The 2585-nt window shown below is 39.6% G+C and carries 2 protein-coding genes; both read left to right on the top strand.

Annotated elements, in window-relative coordinates:
• Positions 1 to 75 precede the first annotated feature (75 nt).
• Complete coding sequence (locus tag ACKI4K_RS05550; protein ID WP_407423084.1) at positions 76 to 282, top strand: hypothetical protein; 207 nt, start codon at positions 76 to 78, stop codon at positions 280 to 282.
• 264 nt (positions 283 to 546) lie between these two features.
• Positions 547 to 2442 carry a heavy metal translocating P-type ATPase gene (locus ACKI4K_RS05545; RefSeq protein ID WP_407423082.1) on the top strand — a complete coding sequence of 632 codons (1896 nt, stop codon included), beginning with the start codon at positions 547 to 549 and terminating at the stop codon, positions 2440 to 2442.
• The last annotated feature ends 143 nt before the right edge of the window (positions 2443 to 2585 follow it).

Here is a 2585-nt window from a genome sequence, read left to right as displayed (position 1 = left end):
ACTGACCTTCATATTGAAATGATTTATAAAGTAGGCTTAGAACATATATTAGAATAAGTTTAATCAGGTGATAACATGGCTGAAAATAGATGTTATGATTCTGATTGTAATGATGATAATTGTTTCAATCCAGAACACTATAACTACATCTGTTTTGATCCAAACTGTGAAGATACTCACTGTGAAAATCCAAAACACTATGATAAAAAGTTATTAAAGGAATATCAAGAAAATACTGATTTTAATGCATTTGACCATAGAGAAGAGATAGATTATGATTAGGATGTTGATATAAGTCTTTGTGGTTGTTCGGATTGTGCGGATGATGATGACCATGACCACAATCATGAGCATGAGCATCATCATGACCATGACCACGATCACGATCACAATCACGAGCATGACCATGACCATGGGCACGACTTAAATCATGTCCATGATTATGATGACGATGCCAATTTAAGTCTTTGTGGCTGTCCGGATTGTGCAGATGATGATGACGACCATGGCCACGGCCACGACCATGACCATGGGGACGGTGAGCTATTGGCTGAAGGAAAACCGTTGTTGGCTAACAGGCCAATACAAATCATCGTTGCAAGCGGCATATTATTTGCTTTAGGCCATGTTTTTGAATGGCTATCATTCAGCCCAACAATTGTAACTGTCACATATATGTTCGGTGCAGTGATTGCAGGTTATGAAATAGCTATTCTGGCTTATAAGTCATTAGTTAAAAGACACACTATCGGTCCTGCAATGCTGGTGTGCATTGCATGTGTTGCTTCATTTATCATAGGTCATCCTGAAGAGGGTGCGGCTGTCACTTTCCTTTATTATATTGCTGAATTTTTAGAGGACTATGCTGAACTTAGGGCTACACGTTCAATCAAGTCATTGGTTGAGATAGCTCCGGACACTGCCAGAGTCAAAGCGGGTGACAAGGAAGAGGTTAAAAATGTTGATGATGTAAATATTGGGGACATTGTCATCGTAAAGCCTGGAGACAAGGTGCCTTTGGATGGTGAAGTTATCCTGGGTTCCTCTTCAGTCAACCAGGCTTCCATTACTGGTGAAAGCGTTCCGGTATTGAAGGAAGTTGGAGATGATGTATTTTCAGGTACAGTTAATGAAGACGGATATCTGGAAATTAGGGTGACTGCTGAGGCCAAGGATTCAGTCATCTCAAAGATTGTGACTTTGGTCAAAAGATCACAGCTCAACAGGTCCGAAACTGAAACTCTGGTTGAAAAGGTGGCCAAGTACTACACTCCAATCATGATGGTCGGAGCTATTCTCGTTGCATTCATTCCTCCATTATTGTTCGGTCAGGACCTGACCGATTGGGTTTATAAGGCTCTTTCCCTTCTGGTAATTTCATGTCCATGTGCGTTCCTGATTTCAACACCCGTTGGAATGGTGTCTGCCATTACTTCAGCTACAAGAAACGGTGTCATTATCAAGGGAAGTACTTACGTCGAGGAAATGCGTAACGTCAAGGCAGTAATCTTCGATAAGACAGGTACATTGACAGAGGGCAAACTCAAATTGAGTGATGTTGAAGTGCTGGATGAAGGTTACACAAAGGAGAGTATTGTCGAGATTGCAGCTTCCATGGAATCCCAATCATCCCACCCGATTGCCCAGGCGATTGTGGATTATGCTGATGAACAAGATATTGCCTTTGATACAGTTGAAGAGTTTAGAAACGTTCCGGGTAAAGGAATCGTTGCCAACATTGGTGAAGAGCAATTCTATGCGGCTAATGAACCGTTAATTGAAGGTTCCAGTTTTGAAATATCAAAAGAGGATATTCACAGGTATGCTGGGGAAGGCAAAACCTTGATATTTGTTGGAAACTCCGAAAATGTTTTAGGCATCATAACAGTATCCGATAAGATCAGGGATAATGCGGTGGAGGTCATCACAGATTTAAGAAATCAAGGCGTGCAGACAGTCATGCTTACCGGAGACAACAAGTTTGCCGCAAAAAGTGTGGCATCCGAAATCGGAATCGACCATGTCTATTCCAATTTATTGCCTGAAGACAAGTTGAACATCTTGGATACAGTCAGAAACAAGTTCGGTGATGTGGTCATGGTTGGTGACGGCATTAACGATGCGCCTGCACTGGCACGCGCAAATATTGGTATTGCAATGGGGGCGGCAGGTTCTGATGTGGCTATCGAAACAGCTGATATTGCTTTAATGCAGGATGATATCTCAAAACTGCCGTATCTATTCACTTTAAGCCGTAAAACAATGGGTATTATTAAACAGAATATTACTCTAGCTATTTTGGTCAAATTATTATGCGTAATATTGGCTGTTTTAGGTATTATTACATTAATGATGTCTGTTGGTTTCGGAGACCTTGGATTAACACTTTTTGTTATCTTAAACTCCTTTAGAATTGGAATGGTGAAAGACCCATTATTCTAATTCTTTTTATATTGTAATTTTCATTTTTTTTCTTTTTTTATATTCATTGTTTTTATCTAGGAATGTTTCTCTTATCCAATAATATTTATTTAACCTTGTTAAATTGCTTTAATTTTGAATAAAAAGGTTTATTAACATTTAAA

It is taken from the genome of Methanobrevibacter sp. (assembly GCF_045644645.1).
Lineage (GTDB): Archaea > Methanobacteriota > Methanobacteria > Methanobacteriales > Methanobacteriaceae > Methanocatella.
This window is presented reverse-complemented; position numbering and strand designations above follow the sequence as displayed.